28 protein-coding genes are annotated in these 24684 nt (G+C 38.7%); 3 read left to right on the top strand and 25 right to left on the bottom strand.

From position 1 onward, the window contains the following. Window positions 1-178 precede the first annotated feature (178 nt). The 13 genes from BM398_RS16225 to BM398_RS16285 form a co-directional block, all read right to left on the bottom strand. Window positions 179-556 carry a YwqH-like family protein gene (locus tag BM398_RS16225; RefSeq protein WP_092339250.1) on the bottom strand — a complete coding sequence of 126 codons (378 nt, stop codon included), beginning with the start codon at window positions 554-556 and terminating at the stop codon, window positions 179-181. Beyond that, on the bottom strand, window positions 556-864 hold the full coding sequence (locus BM398_RS16230) for a hypothetical protein (protein ID WP_092339252.1): 309 nt from the start codon (window positions 862-864) through the stop codon (window positions 556-558). The genes BM398_RS16225 and BM398_RS16230 overlap by 1 nt, the downstream gene beginning before the upstream one ends. A gap of 467 nt (window positions 865-1331) precedes the next feature. Beyond that, complete coding sequence (locus tag BM398_RS16235; RefSeq protein ID WP_092339254.1) at window positions 1332-1706, bottom strand: hypothetical protein; 375 nt, start codon at window positions 1704-1706, stop codon at window positions 1332-1334. A gap of 92 nt (window positions 1707-1798) precedes the next feature. Beyond that, complete coding sequence (locus BM398_RS16240) at window positions 1799-2344, bottom strand: hypothetical protein (RefSeq protein ID WP_092339256.1); 546 nt, start codon at window positions 2342-2344, stop codon at window positions 1799-1801. Window positions 2345-2382: 38 nt separating this feature from the next. Beyond that, window positions 2383-2946 (bottom strand): hypothetical protein, encoded by a 564-nt coding sequence (locus tag BM398_RS16245; protein ID WP_092339258.1) that lies wholly within the window; start codon window positions 2944-2946, stop codon window positions 2383-2385. A 12-nt stretch (window positions 2947-2958) separates the two neighbouring features. Continuing rightward, entirely contained in the window at window positions 2959-3552 is a 594-nt protein-coding gene (locus BM398_RS16250) for a hypothetical protein (RefSeq protein ID WP_092339261.1), read from the bottom strand. Between the two features lie 78 nt (window positions 3553-3630). Continuing rightward, window positions 3631-4008: a hypothetical protein gene (locus BM398_RS16255; protein WP_092339263.1), complete on the bottom strand. Its 378-nt coding sequence runs from the start codon at window positions 4006-4008 to the stop codon at window positions 3631-3633. 221 nt (window positions 4009-4229) lie between these two features. After that, window positions 4230-4586, bottom strand: coding sequence for a hypothetical protein (locus BM398_RS16260; protein ID WP_092339265.1), 357 nt, complete (start codon window positions 4584-4586; stop codon window positions 4230-4232). A gap of 9 nt (window positions 4587-4595) precedes the next feature. Then, window positions 4596-5558 (bottom strand): hypothetical protein, encoded by a 963-nt coding sequence (locus BM398_RS16265; protein ID WP_092339267.1) that lies wholly within the window; start codon window positions 5556-5558, stop codon window positions 4596-4598. A 242-nt stretch (window positions 5559-5800) separates the two neighbouring features. Beyond that, on the bottom strand, window positions 5801-6832 hold the full coding sequence (locus BM398_RS16270; RefSeq protein ID WP_092339269.1) for a rhomboid family intramembrane serine protease: 1032 nt from the start codon (window positions 6830-6832) through the stop codon (window positions 5801-5803). A 29-nt stretch (window positions 6833-6861) separates the two neighbouring features. Then, a complete protein-coding gene (locus BM398_RS16275; protein ID WP_092339271.1) occupies window positions 6862-7185 on the bottom strand; it encodes a hypothetical protein in 324 nt (107 codons plus the stop codon). Further along, on the bottom strand, window positions 7182-9509 hold the full coding sequence (recD2, locus tag BM398_RS16280; protein WP_175531994.1) for an SF1B family DNA helicase RecD2: 2328 nt from the start codon (window positions 9507-9509) through the stop codon (window positions 7182-7184). Before recD2 ends, BM398_RS16275 begins: the two co-directional genes overlap by 4 nt. 43 nt (window positions 9510-9552) lie before the next feature. Beyond that, window positions 9553-9993 (bottom strand): hypothetical protein, encoded by a 441-nt coding sequence (locus BM398_RS16285; protein ID WP_092339275.1) that lies wholly within the window; start codon window positions 9991-9993, stop codon window positions 9553-9555. Window positions 9994-10446: 453 nt separating this feature from the next. Between BM398_RS16285 and BM398_RS16290 the strand changes: the two genes are divergently transcribed. Further along, window positions 10447-10818 (top strand): helix-turn-helix domain-containing protein, encoded by a 372-nt coding sequence (locus BM398_RS16290; RefSeq protein WP_092339277.1) that lies wholly within the window; start codon window positions 10447-10449, stop codon window positions 10816-10818. 121 nt (window positions 10819-10939) lie between these two features. Here BM398_RS16290 and BM398_RS16295 read toward each other — a convergent pair whose 3' ends face one another. Genes BM398_RS16295 through BM398_RS16310 form a run of 4 tightly spaced genes read right to left on the bottom strand, consistent with a single transcriptional unit; the run spans window position 10940 to window position 14377 of the window. Further along, window positions 10940-12910: an ATP-dependent DNA helicase RecG gene (locus tag BM398_RS16295; protein ID WP_092339279.1), complete on the bottom strand. Its 1971-nt coding sequence runs from the start codon at window positions 12908-12910 to the stop codon at window positions 10940-10942. Between the two features lie 2 nt (window positions 12911-12912). Then, window positions 12913-13311 carry a hypothetical protein gene (locus BM398_RS16300; RefSeq protein WP_092339281.1) on the bottom strand — a complete coding sequence of 133 codons (399 nt, stop codon included), beginning with the start codon at window positions 13309-13311 and terminating at the stop codon, window positions 12913-12915. Between the two features lie 2 nt (window positions 13312-13313). Next, on the bottom strand, window positions 13314-13607 hold the full coding sequence (locus BM398_RS16305) for a hypothetical protein (protein WP_092339283.1): 294 nt from the start codon (window positions 13605-13607) through the stop codon (window positions 13314-13316). A gap of 5 nt (window positions 13608-13612) precedes the next feature. Beyond that, window positions 13613-14377 (bottom strand): ATP-binding protein, encoded by a 765-nt coding sequence (locus BM398_RS16310; protein ID WP_175531995.1) that lies wholly within the window; start codon window positions 14375-14377, stop codon window positions 13613-13615. A 170-nt stretch (window positions 14378-14547) separates the two neighbouring features. On the opposite strand from BM398_RS16310, the gene BM398_RS16315 reads away from it, so the two are divergent. Then, a complete protein-coding gene (locus BM398_RS16315; protein ID WP_092339287.1) occupies window positions 14548-14811 on the top strand; it encodes a hypothetical protein in 264 nt (87 codons plus the stop codon). Window positions 14812-14864: 53 nt separating this feature from the next. On the opposite strand, the gene BM398_RS16320 is transcribed toward BM398_RS16315, so the two are convergent. From BM398_RS16320 to BM398_RS16340, 5 genes are all read right to left on the bottom strand, one after another. Next, entirely contained in the window at window positions 14865-15131 is a 267-nt protein-coding gene (locus BM398_RS16320) for a hypothetical protein (RefSeq protein ID WP_092339289.1), read from the bottom strand. A 235-nt stretch (window positions 15132-15366) separates the two neighbouring features. Further along, window positions 15367-19287 carry a hypothetical protein gene (locus BM398_RS16325; RefSeq protein ID WP_139233844.1) on the bottom strand — a complete coding sequence of 1307 codons (3921 nt, stop codon included), beginning with the start codon at window positions 19285-19287 and terminating at the stop codon, window positions 15367-15369. A gap of 142 nt (window positions 19288-19429) precedes the next feature. After that, on the bottom strand, window positions 19430-20260 hold the full coding sequence (locus BM398_RS16330) for a hypothetical protein (RefSeq protein ID WP_092339294.1): 831 nt from the start codon (window positions 20258-20260) through the stop codon (window positions 19430-19432). Between the two features lie 108 nt (window positions 20261-20368). Next, the gene (locus BM398_RS16335; RefSeq protein ID WP_139233845.1) at window positions 20369-20596 is read right to left on the bottom strand and encodes a hypothetical protein; all 228 of its coding nucleotides are present in this window, start codon (window positions 20594-20596) and stop codon (window positions 20369-20371) included. Window positions 20597-20609: 13 nt separating this feature from the next. Next, window positions 20610-21023, bottom strand: a complete 414-nt coding sequence (locus BM398_RS16340) for a hypothetical protein (protein WP_092339298.1) — start codon at window positions 21021-21023, stop codon at window positions 20610-20612. Between the two features lie 253 nt (window positions 21024-21276). On the opposite strand from BM398_RS16340, the gene BM398_RS16345 reads away from it, so the two are divergent. Beyond that, entirely contained in the window at window positions 21277-22383 is a 1107-nt protein-coding gene (locus tag BM398_RS16345) for an RNA-guided endonuclease InsQ/TnpB family protein (protein WP_092339325.1), read from the top strand. A gap of 622 nt (window positions 22384-23005) precedes the next feature. Here BM398_RS16345 and BM398_RS16350 read toward each other — a convergent pair. The 3 genes from BM398_RS16350 to BM398_RS16360 all read right to left on the bottom strand — a co-directional run bounded on the left by BM398_RS16350 (window position 23006) and on the right by BM398_RS16360 (window position 24638). Continuing rightward, on the bottom strand, window positions 23006-23752 hold the full coding sequence (locus tag BM398_RS16350; protein WP_092339300.1) for a hypothetical protein: 747 nt from the start codon (window positions 23750-23752) through the stop codon (window positions 23006-23008). An 83-nt stretch (window positions 23753-23835) separates the two neighbouring features. After that, on the bottom strand, window positions 23836-24213 hold the full coding sequence (locus BM398_RS16355; protein WP_092339302.1) for a hypothetical protein: 378 nt from the start codon (window positions 24211-24213) through the stop codon (window positions 23836-23838). Further along, the gene (locus tag BM398_RS16360) at window positions 24210-24638 is read right to left on the bottom strand and encodes a hypothetical protein (RefSeq protein ID WP_092339304.1); all 429 of its coding nucleotides are present in this window, start codon (window positions 24636-24638) and stop codon (window positions 24210-24212) included. The genes BM398_RS16355 and BM398_RS16360 overlap by 4 nt, the downstream gene beginning before the upstream one ends. Between the last annotated feature and the right edge of the window lie 46 nt (window positions 24639-24684).

Raw genomic sequence — 24684 nt, forward strand, 5'->3', positions numbered from 1 at the left:
GAAATTTTTAGAAGCTTCAGCCGCTTGTCCTCTGTATGTATCATTAAAGTAATACTTTGACATTCCATCTTCGAGTGAATGAAGATCATCTGTATATCTATCATACGCCCCAGCGAAAGAAGCAATGAATTTTTCTATCTTTTCTGTATCCCATGTTTTTCCCATTACATTATTACCTCTACTCTCTATTTTGGCTTAATTCTCTTGAGCGAAGTTCTTCTTCAAGACGGTCGATCTCGCTTTCATATTCGCAGATCATTTCTCGGAGCCTTTCTATTGTTACATCAATCTGAGATACAAACTCCAATGTAGCGTTCTGGCAAATCTCAGTCCTAGCAGTAATATCATAACGGGCGTCTTCAGCTTTTTCTTCAAGTTTACCTCTGAATTGTTCGCCGCATGTTATGTCAAAGTTTTTTGCTGGTTCATACGCCTCATCCTGTATTATAGTGTGTTTTTGACGCAAAAACTCACGCGCCTCTTCAAGCTCAGAAATATCATCCTCACATTCTCTTATCTTCTGATGTAATCTCGCTATATCTGAATGAATCCCCATTATTGTTTTCCTCCGATTTTTTCAACAGTAAGACTATCGCTGATGATCTTATCCTGCTCGATCATGCTGTCTTTTAATGTAAGAAGGGCTCTTGGAAGAGAGTCTGCTGTTTCATGTCTATATAAGTCCTGTGTTTTGTAGACTTTTTTAAGAATCTCATTCATTTTTCTTCCAACATCAGTTCCTTCCATAACGTTCATAATTCCAAGTGGTTCATCCGAAAGAACGCAGCTTGCCGCTGCATTTTGTATATCATCAACAATACTCGTGAACACGTTGGTGTCCATGAATACTTCTCTTTCTGCCATACCTAATACTCCTCGTTAGCTTAAATAATTATTAACATTTTATCATGAAGAATACTCTTTATCAATGTTAATTTATCGATGCTACGCCCTCATCAAAACGTAGGGATTCACTGAAATAAGCTGTTTATTTCCCTATTCCCGAATACAAAAAGATGTCTATGAGAAGTATGAACATATAAGTTTTACTTAAGATTTAGTTTGATTTTGTTTTAAGAACGTGTTAACGTTATCTTGTTATAATTCCCAGCTCAGGTTCAATATATTTCTCTCTCCGTGAAATATATAAACCCCATTATGTTCTATATGGCATAAATGTCATATAGAGACTCAGGACCTATTAGTCTATCCTCTATGTGCTAATAGGTCTTTCCCATTAATCATCGATATTACAAGCGGATCTTCCTGAATTCTGTTATCCTACAAAAAAAGAGCCCTCCTTGTAAAGGAAAGCTCTCAGTTTAACGTTATCAAATAATACTATTCCACTGTTCCATCTCAGTAAGAACTGCCAGAACAGTTGCTTTTTCAAAAGTCGGCTCATCTTTTCGATATTGTTCGAGACGCTGCTTCCTTTCTTCTTCCATGCTGTCCCATTCTTCCTGTGAATACTCATCCCTATTGTACAGAACTTCCAATGGCTCAGTTAATTCCATAAGAGCCCGCGGATAGTAGTAGTCAACTATCGGAGTATAATTTACTCTGGTAAGCTTTGGATTAGGTCTTCTTACGATATTGATGATACTTGATGTATCAATGAGTCCTTCAGCAATATCCGATTTAAGCTCTGCGATCAGTTCTTCATAATCATAACTGATATTCTCACCGTTCAGCTCGTAAGCCATATGTTTTCTCCCTCATTTAAGACAGTGTGTAATTCGTTCTCAATGCCCTTATTGTACCATATAACCTGAACTCCACACATTAAAAAAGTAGATCATCCATCCTTCCTATAAACGTGAGTGCCGTTTGAACCTATCTTTTTTCTTAAGATTTCCTTCCCAGAATCATCCGTAACAATATAAAAAGCACCTTTCTCTTCTATGTTTACATCTTCAAGAGAATGTCTTGTAGCTTTAGGGTGCTTACGGCTACCTGTCCATACAAGATAATTTATGCTTCCGCGATAGCTGTCTATCTGTACTACAGATTGCTTCGCTGCAGCTAAAGCAGCTTCAATATCTTCTTTAGTCAGATCAGAAAGTTTATCCTGATCGACCGAATAAAAATCAGTAGCATTCGCGTAATAAGATGTATGATGCCAAGAAGACCGCTTAAGCACAAGTTTTTTAAGCACCAAAGCAGGAACTTTCTTTAATTCCTCAATAGGACATGAGATAGAAGAGTCTTTGATATACTCTTCTATCTGTTCTATTATTGCTTTCTTTGTCCATTTTGACAGCGGCTTTTCACCATTTTCATATGCTTCTGCCGCTCTATTACTCATGGAATACCTAAAGTATCCGGAATTCATGTTGTTCATTTGTTATTCCTCCATGGAAAAAAGGGTTAATGCAGTATTCATGCCAAGACGATTGCTTTTGTTTCCTCTGACTTATACTTGCAGCCCCCTTTTTCAAGAGCTTCAAGCATTGAATTCTCATATAAAAATTCATAATCAGAAGCAAGGCTGCCATCTGCCCTTATGACAATAAATTCATCACCATCTGAGTAATAAGCGCAATCATCAGAATCTACAAGCTGAAGTGGCAGGATGTTTTCACCAAAATATTTAAGGGGAATCCATCTGGAATGTTCTTTTCCGTCCTCAGTAGTGTATCTGCCTCTGAGACTAATATCTTTCTCAAAGAACTGATCTGAAAACACGGTGATATACTTAAGAACCTGCCTAAACTTTAGTGTCTTATCATGGTTTATGAATGCTCTTATAACAGACTGTGCGGCTTCCTCGGCATCGAAATGATGGCCATGGAAATTTTCGCCAAAGTCAGTCAGCAGCTCTTTGCCCTTATATACTTCAGGCTCTTTGATCCTTATAGGATCTGGCTGTTCAGGGCAAATACTTATGCTTTTGCCATAAACAGAATACTCAGTATCCTCTTTCAAAAATTTTAAAAGTAGCATATATCCTCCCTTTTACTGACAACTGTATGAGATGTAAAGGCTGTCATACCCGTGTGCATCACGATTTTTTGTGAGCTTGATAGGATATTTGAGCTTTCTTGCATTATCGTCTTCGCAGGCGATTGCAATACCAATCTCACGTTTCCACTCCTTTCCGTATTTCTTGGAAAGTTCTTCATTTGAGGCGCCAGTCTTGTACTCATCTATAAGAGCTGCCGTGTTTTCCCATACTCTTACGGCTGTATCAAAGTATTTTTTACGATCTGCCTCATCAAGGGCTTTGATCTCATCGTCAGAATATCCTTCTTCTTTTAGCTTTTTCTTCTCATAATCCCAAAGACCGCCATATCTTGTAGGATCGTCCGGTTTCTTTGAAAGGTTATCTGCTGAAAGTTCGAATCTGTTCCATTCTGCAACAAGCTCGTAGATATCATATATTCCGATTCTACCGTAACTGTCATGGCATTCAGTTTCAATCTCTGTGTCATCCGGGCAGATAAGCTTTGCATATCCGCCGTATTCTACGATGTCTTTTCTTCTATAGTCTCCGTACCTATCAGCTCTTGGATTTTTAACAGCTGCATCAGTCCATGTAAAAACACCCATATATTTATCCTCTCTATTATTAAGTTTTGCCTACTATTCTTCGGTCTTCCGAGTTATACGGCGCTGCTTAGAGCCATTTTAAAAAGAGCATTGACGGCGATACTCAGCTCTTACGAGCTTTACAAGCCTCTTATTGTAACAAGGCATGTAATACTCAGTAGAACATGTATCGCCATAAAGCCCCTCACCACCTTGCAGTCTCTTTGAGTTGACCTCAAAGATACATAAGTAGCCACCACCGGGAGTCGTTTCAAGGCGCTCTCCGATGATTTCTCTTGCAAAGCGAGTCTGTACCATGCACTCTGCCTTACGGTCATCTGACCATGGGAAGAAGCACACACTTGCAGATTCCATGGTGTTCATGGAAGAACCAGAACAGTCATGGATAGGTCTTATTGTCTTGCCTTTCATAAATAGCCCAAATTCGCGGGCGCTCATAAATCTTGCTACTCTCATATGTAATCCTCCTTGCGCCCTTAGCGCTGTACAATATTTAATAGTTGCTTCCTATGGATGTATGGTGCAGTACTCTATGGTCTGCTATGGATATGTAGTCATTCCTGACGGCCAAAGGGAAGCATGCTACTCTACGTACCAAAGTACGGGCAGCAACCATCACCCCAATGGTTTCTCAATCCCACATCCTTTAAAACTCATCCCTTTCAGGTAGAGCAAATTCATGCAACATGGTATTCATAAAAGTTTGGTGTATGATCCAGGAATTTTGAAAAATCAAGATTAATGCTAAGCTCAAGTTTGCAGATATTCTGAAGAGTACCTTTATCCTTGTGCGTTAAGTCATACACATCCTGCCCGTTCTCATACAGCCAATGGTTTATACTTGTAGCAGCACTTTCACCGATGTTATAGCCAAACAAGGTGTTCAGCCATGCCCATCTGTCTGCATCGTATACATCCATGTTGTAATCCTTTATGGCTCTGTAGTAAAAGAGCAATCCTTCGTTTGAGAGCTGACCTAATATGCCGGCTCCAATTTTCTTTTCGATATACTGCTTCATTTCCGCAATATTCATATGCCCTCCTTATGCAGCAACGGCCCAAACGCCACGAGCTGTGTTTTTGCATCTCTTACTCATCTGAAGAGTCTGCCTTACCTTCTCCTTCCAGTGTGAGTTTGCTTTTGCTTTTTCGTGGCCTTCAATCTCAGAATAGATCTTGCCAAGGTCAGCCTCGCCAAGCTTGTCCATTACAGCAGTGACTATATCGAGCCAAGTAGCTGTCTTGGAATCCCTGATATCGAGCTCATACTCAACCGGTAATGAGTAATGGATCATCATACCATCGTCTTTTTTGAGGACTACAAGTATCTCATGGACGATCGGTACGAAGTTCTTATTGGAATATGTCCTTCCATCAGAAACTGTGTTCCACTGAGGCTTAATGATAATTTGTTCGAGAGTTCCCGGAAGCACCATGTCCTTAAACATGGAATAATACTTGCCGTTTCTTCTTATATCACCAACAAGCCAAGCAGTCCGGCCACCTTTTGGCATTGCTGCATAAAACTTCATCATTACCTTGTTCATTGCCTTTACGAAAAGATCCCAATCCATCCTGCCAAGATCGTACCTTGCAAGATTATGGTCATTAGTTGTGTCTTTCCACTGGCTGTCTGCGTAAGGAATCTTGATAAGATTTGAGTAAGGGGGATGAGCAAAGAGCATATCCGAATCTCTTACTTCATCAGGAGCATCATCTGTGAGTGCATTGAATGCTATGATGTTATCTCTTACAGGATTAGGGTTAAGATCCATTCCAAAGTAAGGAATTCCCCAGTCCCTGCATACGTCACTGCCAGTGCCGCTTCCTGCAAAAATCTCTGCTAGCTTGCGAACCTTATACTTGTGCAGAAGAAAGGCCGTTACCCAGCCGGAGGCATTTCCTCTATACTTTGAATCGCCCCATGGCCCACGGTCTTTAAATCCGCCTCCAAGAAGTGTGTTGTCATGCTTTAAAAGCTCAAGCTCCATTTCTCTTTTGTTCATAGCGATATCCTCCAATATGAAATTGTTTAATAGTTATTTATTTGATCGCCCATAGGACGTTATTTTAAGTTGGGATTTTTAGAAACGAAAAAGCAGCCACTATATTTAGTGACTGCTTAGGTTCTTACGATATTTATTTGACGTTATCATTATATTACTACACCAATAGTATATTTGCAACAAATTTTAGGTGTTTAAGATCTGCCAAAGACGCAAAAGGCATCTTACAATATTCTATTTTGTCAAGAACGTGTTTCTGACATTCTCTGTACCTTGTGCTTATAAATATATGTACTCAGGTTGTCTTTCTTTGCACCAAAAGCTAAAATCATGATCAGCATGAACCATTCTCCAAAGATAAGCCCAGAGATATGTGCTGTATTGTTTACATTCGGCGAAAGCACTCCCGATAAGATATTGAAAACAATAAAGGCGAGGGGATAGATGATGTTTTCTTTATGTTTAAATCCGTACACTATATCCGCTCCTAGGATAGCAAATAATACTCCTGAAAGGCCAACAGTTATCATCTCGGGATTTTCCTTTATAAAGTACCAGGATATTGACACAGCGCTTGTAAAGAGAGCACTTGAAAGTATAAGGATAAAGTATCGTGCATGTCCTATCTTCTTTTCAAGGGTAGTTCCTATTATAAGAAGCGTTATAAGATTTCCAAAAAAGTGTAATAGCCCGACATGCAGGAAGTTTGCTGTAATAAGGTTTTGATAGTGTCCCTGAAGCCTTACAAGGTTGTAACTTGCTCCATATGTAAGAGGATCGACTCTCTTTGCCATTAGGAATACACAGATGGCAGCAATAAGGAATGTGATAAAGGATGTTCTGTGCTTATAGAGATAAGAGTAACTTAGCCTGTTGTTTACTGCCTGCTCATATATCCTAGAGCTGTTAAGCTCTTTTAACTCTTCATTAAACACTGCATCCTTGAGCGACTTTTTATACTTTCCGTTCTCAGCTATCTGAAGGACGTTATTATCCCTCCCAAGACCTTCAAAGAAAGCCTTCTTAGACACAAGGATAACGAAAAGAAATTCTCTTTCTGCTTCAATAGGGAGCGTTTTAGCGTCATTATCAATCTGTTCTTTTATCATGTTTAGGTTCTTCTCTGTCTGAATTAGGTTGCCAAAGTTATTATGAAGCATTACAACGACCTTATACCGGCCTTTGTCAAGTTTTACGTAAGTGTACCAGCCAGGTTTTATGCTTTCCTTGTAGCCCATGAGTTTAAGTGCTTCTGCATAATCATTTATATACATATTATGTTCTCCTCTTTTGCTATAACTTTTCAAAAGATAACTTTTCCAAAGATATCTCCTTGAATCTCACCGTCGGGATCCTTTGTAAACAGCATTTTTGTATAATTACCGGAAAGATTCTGTGCAACATTATTTACTTCCTTAAGATCATCGACCTTATCAAAAGCTATCCTGTCACCAATCTCTGAACAAAGAACGTAGTGGTCGTTATCGAAATCGTTCCAGTTCTGTGCATAAAGGATAAACTTTGCAATGCTTCCATCGGCCATCATCGCCTTGTTCATGGCAAGTGCTATATACTTTTCATTTATTTCCTTTATTGTCATATCGCTCTTCATATTTTTTCCTTTCATGCGAGTTTTAAGCTCATCTGGCCATCACACTGTTCTTTCTTTACAGGTCTTTCTTTCTTTGGAGATACAACCGAGTTATTTGTTGCCATGTATCCGGTTTTAAGAAGATACCACAAAAGTGTATTTCTGTTCTCTGTATGGTTGTTTTCAATAGCTTTCTTTACAGTTGATTTACTGTCAGAGAAAAAATATACTTTCTCTTTTGCTCTGGTGATCGCTGTATAAGGAATATTCCTTGTTACAAAATTCCTATGAGCTGCTGTCAAGAGCGTAATTACCGTATCATATTCTGAACCCTGCGCTTTATGGACTGTCATTGCATAGGCAAGTGTGAGCTGAGCTATATCTTCTGCTGTATATTGTTTTTTAAATGATCCTTTTGCTATAGGATATTTAACTTCGATGCCGAAATCCTCTTCGAGCTGACCGATGCGGGTTACTGTTCCGACATCTCCGTTTAATGCATCATTTGTATTTGTAAGGATGTGCATGACAGGATCCCCAACTCTAAACACCATATCTCCCATTCCTTTGAATTCTACTTTAGAAGGATTTATGGCATTCTGTAGTCTCTTATTGATGATGTTTATGCCTGCTGCGTATTTTTTGTAAGGGCATAAGACTGCAAGAGACTTCTCGGGATTTGTTTTCTTTTCTTTTATATATGTATCGACAATCGCGTCTTCAATATCATTCATGGATTTTCCATAGTCACAGATAAAGTCTTCTGCTTCCTCAAAAACGGTCCCGCCTGTCTGCATTGCATAGGCGTTTTTTTTGACAGTTGAGCCTTTTGACTGCCTGTGGACATATGTGAGGTTAAACGTAGGGATCACGCCGCTTTCTATCATATCTCTTAAGACGTTTCCTGCGCCTACAGAAGGAAGCTGATTAGGATCTCCTACAAAAAGGTAGCGGCAGTTTTCTGTTCCTTCAAAAAGAGCTAGAGCAAGAAACATTTCTAACATTGAAGATTCATCAATGATGATGAACATATCTTTGATTTTATCTCCATCGCCTTCATTTTGATATATTTCTATAGTTTTATTGTCGGATGGCTTTAAAGCGAGCAGGCTATGGACCGTCTTTGCACTTATACCTGAACTTTCCGTTATTCTTCTTGCTGCTCTTCCTGTGGGAGCTAATACTATCTGATTATCATTTCCGCTGATCTCTCTAGCAAGAGCAGTTACTGTATTTATAATGGTGGTCTTACCTGTTCCCGGCCCACCTTTAATTATTGATATGCCACTTTTAAAAACTCCGATAGCAGCTTCTTTTTGAGCGGGATCAAGGACAATACCAAGGTTTAAGGTATTTAATATCTCCGCAGCTTTTTTGCTATAGTCTTTTTGCTGATTGAGTTTTCGCAAGATGTTGGCAGCAAGGGATTCTTCTACCTGCTTTATTGTCCTGTTATAGATATACTGATATATTTTCCCGTTGTAATTTATCTTCCTGTATGCAATATCTCCGTATTTAATGCCTGATATGATGTTTTTCTTGATCAGAGCTGTATCTTCTATTTTAGTGAGCTTAGATGTATATGTGATAAGGTCTTTCATGGTGATTCCGACCTTACCGGAAAAAAAGTTAAGTTTGATACTTTCGGATATGGCTGCCGATATCCGGTTTCTGTCAAAAGTATCGATGCAAAGCTTATCTTTTATTGAATCTGCCATTGTAAAAGATATACCTTTCACATCGCAAAGTATGTAAGGATTCTTACATATCATGGAATATGCATCTTTTTTATATTTCTTATACACCGCCACAGTTATCCTTGGAGAAAACTTATCTCCAACAAGTAGCTCTGCCAGCTCTTTAGGAATATGGTTTTTCTGATAGGATTCGACTATTATCTCAAGCTTTGCCTCGGTGATGCCTTTGATCTCAAGAAGCTTTTCGGGATTTTTTTCAAGAATATCAAGGCTGTCAAGACCATATTTTTCAAAGATTCTTTCTGCTGTCTTTTTGCCAATGCCTTTTATTATCCCGGATGAAAGATAAGAGAGTATCCCGTCTTTGGATTTATCGATATACTCAGAGAAAGACTTTACTTCGTATTGCAACCCGTACTTTTTATCTACTATCTCCTCTGCGATAAAGCTATATGTGATGTTCTTATTATCTGGGAGATCATATCCCCTGCAGGTAATAGTCTTATCCGTCTCTATATCCCTGAATTTGGATACGCTATAGCCATTAGTATCATTGTGAAATACGTTATATATGAAATTTACTTTAAATGGTGTATTTATCATGTTGCCCATGAATTGATTATACTCTATATGTATAATAAATGCAATACAAATACTATTCATAGTAAAAGCCTTTGGCATATACCAAAGGCTTTTGAAATCCTTATCAGTCGTTGTAGGCTATACTATATTCTGAGTTAAGTGGAAATGGCTCGTATTGGCGTGTGAGCCTTTTGACTGGCTCTTGTTTGATAAACAGCGTGGTATTCATATTATAGGTAGTGCTTTTCTTTGGGAGCGTGTCACAAAAAGCTGTGATCGCTTCTGATGCTGATTGAAGTATTTTCGCCTGTTCATCTGCCGGTTCAGGATATTCTACATATGCAAGACCTGCAAGCGGGTTGGAACCGTAGAGCTTGTTGCAAGCCTCCATGACGGTTGAAACATAGTCATCTCCTGCATACTGGTCGTAGTGCAAAAAAGAGTCTGCGAGTGTCACTTCGATTTTAGTTGCGGTTCCCGCATTCATCTTCTCTGCTGTTGTCGCAAAGAAGTCTGAAATGTAAGAAAGGTTACTGACGATATTAAGTTTGCGTTCTTTTACCATAAGAGTACCTCCAGATTCCTAATGATTTCCTGTTGCTTTAACTTATCATCCAATTTTCCTTAAATGTTCGTGACAACTATCACGATACAAATATAATAATACACAATAGGTGTATGATGGAATATGCGAAATATTAAAATGGATATTAACAATAATTTGCATGCTTATCGGCTATCAATACTCAGGAGATAGATTTTTTGCATTAAGTAAGAATTAATATTCCTAAATGGTGTAATTTCCTTATTACAAATCTCGCTCGACTCTCTTTTGTGTATCATGGATACAATTGTATTGTGTAATATGTCAAAAGTCATTTATCACAACAGGGTAAATAGTGAATGGCATGCACGAAATTATCTATAGTTGACATTGTATTTTCGTGCATTGTACGATACTTTCAAGATGTGTGAATCGTATTCACGACTACTATTTAATTCAGCGAGGTGAGGCATAATGGGAAAAGACATGGAAATTTTAAAAGAGGCATTTTTAACAAACATCGGAACAGTAATTAGAAAGCACAGAATTAAAAGTAACAAATCTCAGGATTATTTAGCCGCGGAATTAAATATTGACAGGTCATCCATTGCTAAGTATGAGAGCGGGACTACGGATATAAAAGCTTCCACAATGGTCTATATCAGTAGAATCTTAGACTTTCCGTTGTCAGAATACATGTATGATGCTAATGCTGCCAGGCTTCCTGGTGATAAGCCAATTTCGTATGACGAGGTACTTGAGGGGCTTTTAATAATCGTTGATGGTCAAAATGATGTGAATAAAAAGAAAAGACAGAACAAGAGAGAGTTATTTCAAGTGAGGTAATAAAGTCTGTTTGCAACATCTCACAACATTTTAGTTGAATCAGGTAATGATAATCTTTATGGCTACCACCTTATCAAAGAGGCGGTAGCCCTTTTTGTATGTGAGTTTATCAAAAATACTCTCAGACAACTGATGCCATTTTAAACAAAAGCGCTATCTGTGCCTTTGCTTCACTTTGCGCATATTTGTACATCTCGGGGTATTTAAGGACAAGCTCAATGTCTTTATTACTCCCGCTCTGTCTTTCACCCAGGATATCGCCAGGCCCCCTGAGTTTTGCATCCTCTTCTGCAAGAGTAAAACCATTAGTTGTGCTGCAAACAAGTTTCAGCCTTTCGTTTTCCCTGTCTGATGATTTGAGGATGCAATATCCTTTATATCCGCCTCTTCCAACTCTTCCTCTTAACTGATGGAGCTGTGCCACTCCAAAGCATTCTGCGTTAGAGATAACTATTGTACTGGCGTTTGGATTATTTACTCCGACTTCAATTATAGTAGTAGCGATAAGTATCTTAATGCTTCCATCTTTGAAATCCTTTAAGATAGCATCTGCTTCATCCTTTTTAGTCTTTCCGGTTACTGATCTTACAGAAATGCCTTTTTTTTCAAAATATGCTTTATATGCCTTTTCTGTCTGTTCTACACTCTTTATATCGCGTTTTTCGCTACTATCTGTTGTGTCGATCAAAGGACAGATGACATAGGCTTGTCGACCTTTTTGTATCTCTTTTTCGATAAATTCATATATCTTTATGTCGTTATTGAAGATTGCAGTCTGTACTTCTTGCCTGCCCGAAGGTCTTTCCAGATCATAAACAGATGTGTTTCCACTATACACAACATCGGTTATTGTCCTTGGGATAGGTGTCGCTGACATGGTAATGGTATGCATACCCTTATCTGACTTTCCAAACAAGGATTCCTCTATTGCTGTTCCGAAGCGGTGCTCTTCGTCTACAACGGAAAGAGCAAGGTCTTTATACATAACGTTCTTTGATACAACTGAATGAGTGCCTATAATGATCTGGGCTGTACCATCTGCAATTTCTTTTAAGATTTGCTTTTTTTCTGAGGCTTTAAGGGAACCTGAAAGGAATATACATCGTACACCTATTTTTTCTGAATAAGAGTTTATCTCTTCATAATGCTGATGAGCCAGCACTTCTGTAGGAGCCATGAGTACGCTCTGATATCCACTTGAAGCAAATGCAAACATCATAGTGGCTGCTACCGCAGTCTTTCCAGAGCCTACATCTCCTTGTATGAGGGATTGTATCCTTTTTCCTTTATATGCAGTCGTAAGCATATCATTCACTGCTTTTTTTTGAGAGTCCGTAAGCTCAAAGGGAAGCATTTTTATATAGTCCTTTGCATAGTCAGTATTTTTTATATTGTAAACCGTGCCTTTGGATATCTCTGAATTCTTTTTTTCGACGGCTTCTGCGAATGTATATAAGGATTCAAATATGAGCCTTTTTTGGGCGTTCTTAAGGAGCTTGATCGATGCCGGATGATGCATATAACATTTTGCGGAATGGGAGTCCATAAGATGATATTTATCGGTGACACTTTTAGGAAGAGGATCTTTAGTCTCTTCTTTGCAGCACCTTTCGATTATCCTGTTCATCCATTCTTCTGATATGCCGCTCATTTTTCTGTACACAGGCATGATCTTTAAGTGTTCTTCTATGCGGGTGCTGAAGATGTCGGGATTTAACATGTGATAGCTACTATAGTCTTCCGAATATGTCATTTTCCCGCAGACTATAACTTCTTTTCCTTTCCACTCCTTTATGATGTCTTTCATGTAGTAATTGCCGATCCACATCACATTAAGCTTAGTGCCCGTTTCTTTTTCGTATACCTTTGCCTTTAGCATAAGAGTGTTATTGGTCTTTTTTGTCTCCATTTCCTTAAAAGTACCAATGACTGCGATATTATTACCGCTTTCAATAGGCATGAGCGGAGTTGGCTTAGAGTAATCAAGATACTTTCTTGGATAGAACGCCTGCACGTCTTCTACTGTAAAGAAACCTTTCTTATTAAGTTTTGTGATCTCTCTTTGATTAAGGCCAATAGCCTCAAGTTCCATACTCACGCTCCAATCTGGCTTAATTTATTTTCATATCGCTCCTGCTCTTTTTCGAGCTGATAGATAGTGATCATTCTTGAAATGGTATTACTCATAGTCTCAAGGCTGTCCTTGTATGCCTTTATTATCTCTTTCTTACATACCGCTAATGTATGCTCATCGGTAAGCTTTGACATCTTATATCTTCTTGCCTGGATGTCCACAGCACACAGAAGATAGTTTAGATAACTTCTCTCATTTGCGAGATAAGACAAGATATGTTCTATTTTTGTGAGTTCAAAAAACTCAATGGTATCAGGCACTTTAAGACCTCTGTAACGCTCGCAAAAGAAATTCAAGATATCTTCAGAATCCATAACGCCAATATTATTTGCGTTTACTTCTACGATATTATTTGCCATCATCATCTCTCCAGTTCTTCTGTGATCCTATCTATGGCTGTTTCTAAAACTTTCGAATCTCCGGGATCGATCACTATGCCATTATCAACAGTTACCTTTTTTTCTGAGACATCGTTATTGTTATCATTTACGATGATTATATTTTTATGTGGTGTATTTTGCGTTCGTTGCTTAGCTTGAGCCTGCACATGAACTTTTGAAATGACTTCCTGTGGTTTTTTGGAAATATCAGCTTCCGATCCGCAACCGGTGAGCATGACTGAGACTATCAGTGCTGAAAAAAATTTTTTTCTCATATTTTTTACCCTATATGATTAAGAATAAAGTCGCCGCCCTTATTTAGCCATTCTGCGATGCATCTGACCATATCTTTCTCAACATTTCTTTGGGTAAGAGCGCTGTTTTCTCCTGCATAATTTTCTATATTGTATTCATCATAAGGCACACCAACATCATCAAGAAACTTCTTTGCATAGTTCTCTGTATCTTCGTTTGTAAGCGGCTTAAGCTGATGCTGATAAAATCTTGATACTAAAGCTTCATCGAGGATATCTATTCTATTGGTTGCTGCCATAAGGATTACTTTAAGTTTATGATCCTCGAAGTAATCAAGTTCCTGCATGAGCGTTATCGTTACTCTTGCAAGCTCCCCGCCTGTTGCCGCTGATTCTGTTCCTCGCTTGATTCCCACGCAGTCAATCTCGTCTAAGAGGAAGATACAGTCAATATCTGCTATGAATCTGAATATTGCAGATAGATTCTTGGCAGTTGTTCCAAACTCTCCTCCAATAAGCTGCGCAAAGTTGATCTTAGCAAGTGGCTTTTTAAGCTTATATGCTATATATCTTGCTGCTGTTGTCTTACCGGTACCAGGGGGACCATAAAGTATAGTTGAATTAAGATAGCTTATACCCATTTTCTGAAGCTTTTGTGCTGTTTCGTGCATTTTGACGATTTCTTTTAAGATGTCATCCATGTCTTTTGTAACGTAATACCTGGATATCGGGAATGAACTACAGTCTTTTATTTCCAGATAAGGCGCGATATCTTCGGGAATTTTGATCATGTAAATACCTCCTGTGTATAGGAAGATTATACACAAAAAGAATAATAAATGCAATACAAATATAACCATATCACACTTTCTGAATAATAAATGTATTGCAAAATTATTTATATATAGTATTATATATGGTATAAAAATAATAAAACTTAATGATGATATATGGAGGTGTTATGGATAAGATAGTTGAATATAAAACTCCTTTAGATAAGAAGGTTGAAGATATAGATAAAAAGATAAAGGAAGTTTCTGATTATGGTCATTCTCTTGTAAATCAGCAGAACTTAAAAAGTAATAATGGAGTTTCTAATACGGAAGATGAACTTGATGAGTTCTTTGGAATCATTGATGAGCTAGCACAGCTTCAGGATGCGAAGACTGATCTTCATGTGGAGAGCGGAAAAATTAAAAAAGAAGACGCACATTATTTTTTATAATACTTAACAAAATGGCCCCCCCCGGAGAGTATCTACTCGTCCGGGGGGGGTTTTTACGCATCGAGCTTTGCTATAAACTGGCTTTGTACTTCATTGTGGATGCCATACTGGATATCACAGATCACATTATCCATGTTACCATCAACGATGAATTTGTGTTCCTTATCCAGCTCTTTAAGTGCAGAATAGAAAGTCTCTATATTGATCTTGTTCTCCATATAATCAATATAGTATGCTTTTGCTTTCCCTGCAGCTTTTGTTCCACTTCTCATTGCCTGTTTAAATGCTATGAAGTCGATGCTTATAACTGATTTAACCATAATAAACTCCTCCCGCCATCTATGACGGGGCCTGAAAGAATGTGCTACACTATGCAACACACCACCTACCCCGTGCTCGGCAGGATTTGTTTGAGGCTGGTTAACCTCTGACTGATTTAAGGTTTGGTAACGTAAAAAGCCACTGATCCCGAAATGAGATAAGTGACTTTTACTTTTTACTGAATATTTTTTACGTTAAGTTCATGATACGCCGAAAGCGTATTTTTGTCAACGATCAATTTGGCGTGATGGACTGAGTAAAGTATTCCCTGTTCTTCTCATTTGGCTGAATAAATGCTATATCGCCGCTTTGAAGAGGGATGTCCTTTATAGGGTATTTATCGGTTATCATCTTATCTCCCATAGGCGCAGTATTTTTTGCTCCTTGCACCTGCCACATATCCTTTGTTCCGCCATAATATTGAAGGTGAGGATTATTATTATTTGTGGTGGTAATCTTGAAATTGAGCAGTAGGAATCCATAAGGGAATTTCTTTGGGGTATTGAGCCAGAAGTCAGCTTCTTTATCAACACCTTTTACAGGGTTTCCTGCGTTATCTGTGCCGTTATTAAACTGCAAAAGATAATCGTAGTAATCAATAACTCCATCGCCATCCTGATCCGTTGCGCCAAGGTTCTTGAATGTATCTGAGTCACATACAAGGATTCCGTAAGGGATGTAGTATGTGCCGTACCATGTCTGCATGCAATACTTCATCTTTTCTTTAGTGTCAGGATTATTGATTGGAAACTCCGGCACTGAAAGTTTTCCATGGTCATCATCGATATTGAATTCAAGCTCTTCATAATTTCCGGTAAGAGTCCTCATCTGAGAAGTAAGCTTTTGCTGGCTCATTACTCCAAAAGCTACTTTCCTTGTAAAAAACTCTGTTATATCTGCATCTGTTATCGTACTATCACCGTTCTTTAAGTAATTATGCCTTCCAATAGTATACCTAAAGTCAGGATTATGATAGTAGTTAGGATCTGCCGTTTTGTTTTTATAGTAGTTAAGGTCAGTTGTAAGGAACTGAGCTTCATTTTTGTCTGTTGTATAGCTCGTATCCCAAAGCATTCCAGCCATCTGTTCATTCCAGAATGTGAATGTCCTATGGTCAGGAGTCTTCTGAAGACCGGTTCCCATATCGGCACCTTTTAGTGACTGGATATCCCATGCGCTGCCATACCTTATAAGTCCATCCCCATCGGGGTTAGGATAATATACTTGTATGTTTTTGTGCTCCGTACCATCAATATCATAGTATCTGAATGTAGGGAAGATGTTTACCCAGTCTCCTGTTTCATCCCAGAGGTTCGCGATCGTCTTTACTGAGTAAGTAAAAAACGTTCCTGCCTTAAGATATCCTGCATTAGACCATATCTTTGATGAACCAAGCCCCATAGGAAGTGTGTTTGAATCTTTCCAAAGCCTTGTGGTCTTTCCGTCAAGATTGTATCTTACGCTTGTTCCTCCAAGCCTGTTTTTATTACCTTGCTTTTTCTCTTCTTTCCTTGGAGAAAATGCAATATCACCCTTAACTGATACTGCTGAATCATCGTAATATTCATCAGAGAAGTCCTGATAAGAGTTTGTTCCTATTACCTGGAAGTCATAGATGATACCGGATACTTCCACGGGTACTTTATAAGTAGCCACATAGTTAACGCCCGATGCCCCTGCGTTCCAGAGCACGTTATGGTATGCTTCCTGTGCTGAGATGTGGTTAACGCCATGTTCGTCGTAGACATTTGATGAAAGTACCATATACTGAATTTCCCAGTAGTTCTTTTCCTCTGCAAAAGGAGGGATATAGAATTTTGTCATTTCATCGTAGTCTGTATTGTGGCCTGAATCATTATCGGGATTAAAGTTACATTCGATCCAGTCGGTATAATATACACCGTTATATTCATGGTCTTTATCTTCAATGGGCTGGAAGAATTTAAGGCTTCCATCGTCTTTATATATTCCTACGTGGAATGGGAATCTTACCCATTTAGCAAGGACGTACTTGTTATACATCCTCTCTTCTCCGTTTGGTGAGTAGCCCTGTATAGCTCTGTGACGAGCAGGATCAAATCTGAATGTATATGTGTGGTCAAGTATAAGTTCTGATATGACCTTTCCGTCAGTAGTTGTACCGTCTTTATTGACAATCTCAGTATCAGATGTAAGATTCTCTGTTATAAGCTGTGTTCCTGTGTCTGCATCAAGGATTGTGACAGGCCCTACTACAGGCGTATGGATATATACAGGTTCATTCTTTCCAAATCCCGGCTTTATATGCTGCGAGATAGGAGCTTCTGAGAATGTCTTTCCCGTGCTGTTATCAAGTATTCTCTTTATGAATGTCGCCTGCATGCTTGTAGGATATGCTCCGTTTGCTACTTCCCTTGGGATGAGCACTGTCTCCTTACTTTCTTTAAATTTCCAGAGCCCATCATCTTCACCGTTTGGAAGATCCTTACATGAATCTTGAGCAGCTTTTGCATCGCTGTCAGCTTCTTCTGTTGTATTTACACCGTAGTAGATCTTTCTTCCGTCGGAATATGTTGTAGTCTGTGTTACAGGAGTATATCCTGTGACTCCGTTCATATACATGACATTATCAAGTTTTAGATAATCATTCCAAGAAGCGACTCCTTTTACGGGATCGTCTTCTGTGATAACGTCATCATGTACTATGTTGTACCATTTTTCTACAAGTTCATCGAATTTTTCAGCAGCCATGGCCTTAGCTTCGGACTCACTATCCTGTTTTGGTACGGATGCGCTCTTATTCTGCCATTCTTCATTTCTTTCAGGCCATTTTACGTGCTGATCTATTGTAGTAAGCCAAGAGTCTTTCTCTTTTGGGTTGGCTACTCCGTTGATCTGTGAGTCCATAGGGATTGAATTTCCGGGGTATGAATAGCTTATCCAGTCTCCGGGATAGACATCGTTACATACCTCTATATCAGCAATCTCATACATGTTGATATTTGAAATGTAATAATATTTATATGCTCTTTTAATGTCTGACCATATCTTGATACGGTCTTCTTCATCTTCAGGGTATGTACCATGCCTTGTTACTTCGTATGGTTCGCCTATCGGTTCTCTTGTTATAGGATCGTGATCCTGTTCCCAGTCTTTCCAAGAATAGTCCACGGAAAATTTAAAGCGGTTTATAAAATCTTTTTCTCCTTTATGCCACCGCACTTCATAATTTCCAAACCATGTATCTGAACCTACTCCGTTTGTTATGTTTTCACCGGAGGGAATACCTTTATCAAGATGAAATGGACCGTCTACTGCTTCTCCGCTATTATCTGATGTATTCCAAGTATAGTAATGGGGATCTGTCTTTCCTGTGCGTTTAAAGAATCCATCGTCAGGATCTGAAGGAAAAACAGTAGGTTCTACATCTTCTTCACCTGCAAAGAGAATATATCTGTCAAAGTGTGTTCTGATGGATTTAGGACTTGCCCATCCGTATGCGTGTATGAGGTCATCAGGGGATTTACCTACGCCTACGTTATCGTAGACAGCGGGTTTATCGTTTCCAGGGTTGGTTGCCTCATCGAGACAGTGCCCAGGGCCGCAAAAAGCCATTCCAGAATCTCTTTGTTCAGGTTTTAAGTTGTAATTCACCGTTATCATGACACTATCTACTTTAACGTAGCATAATTCTCCGCTTTTTATATCTGATAACCAGTCAGCGCTGTAAGAGCCTACAATATTCATTATATTTTCCATAGAAAAGCCAAAGTATGAACGAGAAGTTCCGTCTCCCTGTATTACATCTTGAATAGAATCAGGGTTATATTCAAGGGCTATCCAGTCCTGCTTGATTGGATTTTTTGTTCCAAGTTCGCAACGAGTGATAGTAAGACCGATTGTCTGATAGCCGATTTTTGAGGTTAGGATTTTATCATGTGTATCGAGTTCCTTACCTATTATTTCTGAGACGTCGTTTGTATTCCATGCTACTTTAGAATTTGAATCAAGCGTCATTCCGGTTCGCGAACGTGGGGTTACGCCTGTAGGTAGGCTATCATAAGCTGCTTTTGCTCTGATAGTGCTATTAGGAATAATATCCCCTAATGGAGTCAGCAACGATGTTATTATTGACAGCGTTATAATAAATGAAGGTATTATTCTTTTTGCTTTCAAAACAATCTCCTTTTTGTTGACACATATGGTGTTTATTATGTAATAAGTATATTACACCAAAAGTGTAGTTTCAAGGCAAAGATTATCCCATACAGTTAATTACTGCATGGGATAAATAAATGAAATTTTGGGTTCAAAGATACTAATGTCTTCGTTTATATGTGATAACGCCCAAGGCGATGATTACTAAAACTGCAACTACTGCGCTGATAATAATGTACAGAAGTGTAGTGTTTGCAGGGATAACTTCCTCTTTAAGAACTTCACCGCATACGGTACATTTAACAATCTTCAAGCCTGTTTTTGTAAGTGTTGGCTTTTGTACTACTTCCCAATCACCTTCGGTATGCGGAAGTTTATCGATTACCATGGTTTCTACTACTTCGCCACAAACTGTGCAATAGCGGACTTTTTTACCTTCTTCGGAACAGGTAGGCTCTTTTTCAGTTGTCCAATCGCCAGGCTTGTGTCCAAGTGCAGGGATGGTAGTTTCAATTGTATCGCCACAGTTTTTACATACCTGAGTTTGTGTGCCGGGTTCTGTACAGGTAGGCTCTTTTGTTATGGTCGTTTCATAATCATGTGGTTTCTTTGGAATAGGTTCTGTATAAGAATCACCGCACTCACATCTATACGTTGTTTTTCCTTCCTCGGTGCAAGTAGCTTCTTTTGTTACAGTGGCAGTGTATGAATGAGTGTGTTTTTCTTTTTTTGAGGGTGTCTGGTTTGCTTTATTTTCGCTCCCATTTTCTTTTTGAGCTTCAATATAATTAGGATCTGACCATAGATTCTTTAATTCATCAAACGAGTTTACGCCCCACGTTTCTTGCATATAGCGCATTTTTTCGTCTTTATCTATTATTCCATCTCCATTGTAATCAGTAATAGCATAAATGCTTTTGGGTATTATGGTAAATACTAACATAACTACCAAGGTTGATACAATGATATATAAAATGCTCCGTTTATTCATGCATTTATTTTCCTCCTCAAATGTATCTTTCAGTATATTTATACTCTATTTATTATGCTATTATCATACATCAACGGCGTAATAAATGCAATACAAATATTAAAAAAATTAATGTTTTCGTTTATATGTGATAATGCCCAAGGCGATGATTACTAAAACTGCAACTCCGGAACTGATAATAATGTAAAGAAGTGTAGTGTTTGCAGGGATAACTTTCTCTTCAAGGACTTCACCGCATATGGTACATTTTTTGACCTTTAACCCTGTTTTTATGAGTGTTGGCTTTTGTACTACTTCCCAATCACCTTCGGTATGCGGAAGTTTATCGATTACCATGGTTTCTACTACTTTAGCCACAAACTGTGCAATAGCGGACTTTTTTACCTTCCTCGGTGCAAGTAGGCTCTTTTTCAGTTGTCCAATCGCCAGGCTTATGACCGAGCGCGGGAATAACTTCCGTGTAAGAATCTCCAAGATCAGATGTATAAGTCTTCTCGCCTTCCTCTGTACAAGTGGGTTCTTTTGTTACTGTCGATGTATAAGAAGGGGTAGGCGTTTCTTTTTTTGGAGAGCTATCAGCAGTTTTTGGTTTTTCTACATTTTTTTTGTCTGAATTTGACGCTTTGTTTGCATTTGATTTTTCTGTTTCACTTGCGTTGTCTGCGCCTGAATTTGATGTATTATTTGTATTGTCTGTGTTATATTTTTCGCTTAATGTATCCATAGCATTTTGCATTTGTTCAACAGCATCAGGAGCATCCATATCGACGCCATATACTTCTAAGTAGTATCTCTTTTTTTCATCATGAGTAATGATTCCGTTACCATCATAATCTGTAACCGCCCAAACGTTCTTGGGTAGGAATATCAATAAGCAAACAAGAAAAATTTCGGATATATATATAAACTTTTTATAAAAACCACCATTCTCTTTTGTAGGCTCATCCCATTACCTTCAGGTGATGGGATGAGCCTTGTATATTGCTTCAAGAACGTGTGTTTGCTATAATAAAAGTATGAATAAAGCCATCAAATATAGGTTATATCCCACTAAAAAGCAAACTGAATATTTCCTTAAATGTTTTGGATGCTGCCGTTTTGTGTATAACCAGGCACTTAACTGGCGCATGGCTGCTTATAAAGCTGATAGAACATCCTTAAATTATAACGATACCGCTTTTGGCCTTACTGCTCTCAAGCGTCAGTTTGTATGGCTTAAGGAAGCTGACTCTATTGCCCTGCAACAGGCTTTAAGAAACCTTGATAGTGCTTATGACTCATTTTTTAAAAAGAATGGTGGATTTCCTAAATTCAAGTCTGCCAAGCACAGTCGTAAGTCTTATATGACCATCAACCAAAACGGCACGGTTTCGGTTTCGGATAATGCAGTTAAGCTGCCAAAAGTCGGTACTGTTAAAGCTAAGATCCATAGAAAACCTCTGCCTGACTGGAAACTTAAGTCTGCCACTGTCTCTATGGACAGTGATGGTAAGTTTTACGTTTCCTGTCTGTTTGAATTTGATAAACTCATTTACATTGTCCCGACATCCGGTAAAGCTATTGGGCTAGATTATAAGTCTGACGGTTTGTACATGGATTCCAACGGTAATGTTGGTTCTAATCACAAATATTACCGTGAGAGTTATGTTAAACTTGCCAAAGAACAGCGCAAACTTAAGAATAAAACTATCGGAAGCAACAATTACCGTAAGCAGCAGCTTAAGATAAATCGGATCCATAAACATATAGCAAACCAAAGGCTTGATAACCTGCATAAACTCTCTACGAAGATAACCAATTCGTATGATGTAGTCTGTGTGGAAAGTCTTAACATGCGTTCTTTATCCAATAAAGGTTTTGGTAATGGTAAAGCAACTATGGATAACGGTTACGGCATGTTCCTCAATATGCTTGAATACAAACTTGCCGACAGGGGTAAGCACTTTGTTAAAGTTGATAAGTGGTTTCCTTCAACACAGTTATGCAGTTGTTGTGGTTGCCGTATGAGACTTGCTCTTAATGAGCGTATCTACAAATGCAGCTGCGGACTTACCATCGACCGTGACCATAATGCTGCCATCAACATAAGAAATGAGGGCCTTCGCATCTTACAGTCAGCGTAGGATATAAATACAGTAGGGCTGGAACCTCCCAAACTTAAAGCTTGTGGACACTGTGTAAGACGTATCGTTACAGTTAATTTGTAACCTGCGCAGTAGTGGTTGAAGCAGGAAGCCGCGTATCTTTAGGTGCGTGGTAGTTCACTTTTCATGGCTAATAATAGTTTCCTCCTTAATTTTATAGTTGCGTAAGAAAGGTTTGCGACTTAATATTTTTACTTTTATTCCATATGTCACATGGATGTTTTTAGCCCCTTTTCGGGGTGTAAGGGAAAAACTTTTTTGAACTAGCCTATGATTTGAATGCTTAGGAATTCTAAACCGCATATTAAGCAGATATATCATAGGACAAATTTGAACTTTGGCACACAGATGTGTTTGCCTGAATCTAATTATAGGTGTTATCTGGGACGGAATGCAACGAAAAAGTGAACAAAGTAGCTCATTGTAGTTCAGCTATTACGTGAAAAGTTATCAGATTGCTCTGTTTTTTAGTCAGAGAAGCCTTTTTAAATACACTTTGTGTTTATCATAATATTATGAGCATATATTTCTACCAATACAAATAATACACCCATAGATAGCAAAAAAGAGCCTTCCCGAAGGAAAAGCTCTTGATTGACTATTATTTATTAGTAATGAATCCATGTTCTTCCCAGTATTTACTGGCTGCTTCTGCTGCATTCTCGCCGCAGGCATATTCTATCTGCCTTCTGGTAAATCCTGCATCATACAGAAGTGTGTAGAAGCAATCTTTATCAGGAAGGTATTTCTTCTGCCAAACAGAAAGAGCCTTGATCCTGTCGATCTGGGTTCTCTGAGGGGATATCCCCTGAATGTCTTCAAAGGCTTCTACAAGTTCGCTGTAATCTGAGCCGTAAAATCTTGAAGAATTGTTTTTGGGGTTGTCTCCCGCAGCTATCATCTCTTCATCTGATGTAGAAATACGGATATTTCTATCCTCTAAAAATTTCTCTACTACTTCTACCATGTTCGAAGAAGCGGCCATTCTCTGTGAATTTAACTCGCAGCAAGCTGATGCGATAAACTTTATGAACTCTTCGCCTCCCTGATCTTCGAGCTTAAGATAATACTCTACGGAATCAGCAACGTCGGACACCTTAATAGTGATATCCTCCTGGCTCCCATTCAAATCCTTGAAGATTACAAGAAACTCTGTTACAAGTCTTCTTTCAGGCTCGATGATAGCGTAGCTATCAACATAACCGTCGTGATCTTCCTTGCCAAAAATAAATCTTGCCATATCAATAAGAGCATCGCACTCTACCATGACATCGCATATAGGCTTGGGCCATTTTCTTGCATCAGTCATATATTCTGAAGTAGTATCAAGTTTTATATCTAATAACATATTTCCTCTTTTCCGACACTGCCCCATAGGGAACAGTGTCTTAGTTGTTCCCATATAAGGGGTGTATAGTGTCAAAAATAAGATTACTTATATGTCTTCCATTTGCCATTTTCGAAGACATACACATAGTTGATATCGCACTGAAGCATATCATCTATAGTCTTGAAGAATGCATTGTCTCCCTCGCCGTCAATGACGCCTCCCTGGTATTTGTGAAGCAATAGATAACGACCGTTTGGAAGTGCTTCTGCTCTGTCGCCCTCTTTCATATAGTCGTTTATGCTTCTTGGCCCAAGGATTGTTGAGAAACTTTTTGTCTGGATAAGGCTCTTCACAGAGGCCTCATCTTTAAAATAAGTCCTGAGTTCTTTCCCAAGATAAGAAGGGCCGCCGTCATTCCAGTTCCAACAAGTCTCATACCCGCCTTTTACGGGAAGTGCGATAATAGCTCTTGTGCTCATATATTTTCCTCTCTTTCATTGTATTTCCCTTCCTTAAAGAGCTTTTCAATGGCATCTACAAGCTCTGCATAGGAATATTTGTTGGTATTATAATCAGCTTTTACCTTGCCTGGTTCGTACCACTCGACAATTATGCCTTTTGCATCGTAGGATGCTCCGTGAAGGGCGTATGTGTTATCGGGCGTAAACCTATATCCTGCAAAACCGCCAATGCCAAATTCATCTTTAAGTTTCTTTATCTTTTCTTGTTTGGAAGCGCCGTTTATGAAGAGTTCTAACACTCTTTCCTTGCTTCCAACATAACTTCCTAAGTGTCCTGCGGCAAATCTGAGAAGAGGATCAAATTCTTCTTCAATACTCTGCGCGAGACTCCCGAGATAGTCGAACAGTGTTATCTGTCCGGCTATCTGAATGTCTTTTATCATGTTATACACCTCTTCCTTCGTAGAACTCTGCACTCTTTTCCTTATG

Origin of the sequence: Butyrivibrio sp. M55, assembly GCF_900116865.1 — a bacterium.
GTDB lineage: Bacteria > Bacillota > Clostridia > Lachnospirales > Lachnospiraceae > Butyrivibrio.

Bases quoted from the DNA above. Each gene is read 5' to 3' on its own strand.
- BM398_RS16285 (WP_092339275.1), bottom strand. From the start codon at position 9,993: ATGGTAAAAGAACGCAAACTTAATATCGTCAGTAACCTTTCTTACATT.
- BM398_RS16305 (WP_092339283.1), bottom strand. From the start codon at position 13,607: ATGAGAAAAAAATTTTTTTCAGCACTGATAGTCTCAGTCATGCTCACC.
- BM398_RS16225 (WP_092339250.1), bottom strand. From the start codon at position 556: ATGGGGATTCATTCAGATATAGCGAGATTACATCAGAAGATAAGAGAA.
- BM398_RS16270 (WP_092339269.1), bottom strand. From the start codon at position 6,832: ATGTATATAAATGATTATGCAGAAGCACTTAAACTCATGGGCTACAAG.
- BM398_RS16250 (WP_092339261.1), bottom strand. From the start codon at position 3,552: ATGGGTGTTTTTACATGGACTGATGCAGCTGTTAAAAATCCAAGAGCT.
- BM398_RS16265 (WP_092339267.1), bottom strand. From the start codon at position 5,558: ATGAACAAAAGAGAAATGGAGCTTGAGCTTTTAAAGCATGACAACACA.
- recD2 (WP_175531994.1), bottom strand. From the start codon at position 9,509: ATGAATAGTATTTGTATTGCATTTATTATACATATAGAGTATAATCAA.
- BM398_RS16275 (WP_092339271.1), bottom strand. From the start codon at position 7,185: ATGAAAGGAAAAAATATGAAGAGCGATATGACAATAAAGGAAATAAAT.
- BM398_RS16320 (WP_092339289.1), bottom strand. From the start codon at position 15,131: ATGGTTAAATCAGTTATAAGCATCGACTTCATAGCATTTAAACAGGCA.
- BM398_RS16230 (WP_092339252.1), bottom strand. From the start codon at position 864: ATGGCAGAAAGAGAAGTATTCATGGACACCAACGTGTTCACGAGTATT.
- BM398_RS16340 (WP_092339298.1), bottom strand. From the start codon at position 21,023: ATGGATGCTCCTGATGCTGTTGAACAAATGCAAAATGCTATGGATACA.
- BM398_RS16335 (WP_139233845.1), bottom strand. From the start codon at position 20,596: ATGGTAATCGATAAACTTCCGCATACCGAAGGTGATTGGGAAGTAGTA.
- BM398_RS16245 (WP_092339258.1), bottom strand. From the start codon at position 2,946: ATGCTACTTTTAAAATTTTTGAAAGAGGATACTGAGTATTCTGTTTAT.
- BM398_RS16295 (WP_092339279.1), bottom strand. From the start codon at position 12,910: ATGGAACTTGAGGCTATTGGCCTTAATCAAAGAGAGATCACAAAACTT.
- BM398_RS16355 (WP_092339302.1), bottom strand. From the start codon at position 24,213: ATGAGCACAAGAGCTATTATCGCACTTCCCGTAAAAGGCGGGTATGAG.
- BM398_RS16350 (WP_092339300.1), bottom strand. From the start codon at position 23,752: ATGTTATTAGATATAAAACTTGATACTACTTCAGAATATATGACTGAT.
- BM398_RS16260 (WP_092339265.1), bottom strand. From the start codon at position 4,586: ATGAATATTGCGGAAATGAAGCAGTATATCGAAAAGAAAATTGGAGCC.
- BM398_RS16255 (WP_092339263.1), bottom strand. From the start codon at position 4,008: ATGAGAGTAGCAAGATTTATGAGCGCCCGCGAATTTGGGCTATTTATG.
- BM398_RS16240 (WP_092339256.1), bottom strand. From the start codon at position 2,344: ATGAACAACATGAATTCCGGATACTTTAGGTATTCCATGAGTAATAGA.
- BM398_RS16290 (WP_092339277.1), top strand. From the start codon at position 10,447: ATGGGAAAAGACATGGAAATTTTAAAAGAGGCATTTTTAACAAACATC.
- BM398_RS16345 (WP_092339325.1), top strand. From the start codon at position 21,277: ATGAATAAAGCCATCAAATATAGGTTATATCCCACTAAAAAGCAAACT.
- BM398_RS16300 (WP_092339281.1), bottom strand. From the start codon at position 13,311: ATGGCAAATAATATCGTAGAAGTAAACGCAAATAATATTGGCGTTATG.
- BM398_RS16235 (WP_092339254.1), bottom strand. From the start codon at position 1,706: ATGGCTTACGAGCTGAACGGTGAGAATATCAGTTATGATTATGAAGAA.
- BM398_RS16315 (WP_092339287.1), top strand. From the start codon at position 14,548: ATGGATAAGATAGTTGAATATAAAACTCCTTTAGATAAGAAGGTTGAA.
- BM398_RS16310 (WP_175531995.1), bottom strand. From the start codon at position 14,377: ATGATCAAAATTCCCGAAGATATCGCGCCTTATCTGGAAATAAAAGAC.
- BM398_RS16330 (WP_092339294.1), bottom strand. From the start codon at position 20,260: ATGAATAAACGGAGCATTTTATATATCATTGTATCAACCTTGGTAGTT.
- BM398_RS16360 (WP_092339304.1), bottom strand. From the start codon at position 24,638: ATGATAAAAGACATTCAGATAGCCGGACAGATAACACTGTTCGACTAT.